This is a genomic window from Paenibacillus sp. p3-SID1389 (assembly GCF_025151705.1).
Classification (GTDB): Bacteria; Bacillota; Bacilli; order Paenibacillales; family Paenibacillaceae; genus Fontibacillus; species Fontibacillus phoenicis.
Window position 1 is genome coordinate 1 of record NZ_JALXVO010000139.1, and the last position, 299, is coordinate 299.

Below are 299 nucleotides of genomic sequence, written 5' to 3' on the forward strand. Positions count from 1 at the left end.
ACTACTTCCGCCGCAACAACAAAAAAATCCTTACCGAAGTAAGGATTTAAGCTTCTTCATTATGGAGCGGGTGATGGGAATCGAACCCACGCTACCAGCTTGGAAGGCTGGAGTTCTACCATTGAACTACACCCGCAATGTACAGATCGGGACGACACGATTCGAACATGCGACCCCCTGGTCCCAAACCAGGTGCTCTACCAAGCTGAGCTACGTCCCGAAGTAATGCAGGCCTTTTTGAGAAGGCAGAAATTAATATATCACGTTTCGCATGCGAGCGCAAGCGAAACCTGCCAGCA

At 49.8% G+C, this 299-nt stretch carries 2 tRNA genes; both read right to left on the minus strand.

Going from position 1 to position 299, the window contains the following annotated elements:
- Positions 1-62: 62 nt before the first annotated feature.
- Positions 63-136, minus strand: a tRNA-Gly gene (locus tag M3G15_RS21460).
- A gap of 10 nt (positions 137-146) precedes the next feature.
- A tRNA-Pro gene (locus tag M3G15_RS21465) sits at positions 147-220 on the minus strand.
- Positions 221-299 lie beyond the last annotated feature (79 nt).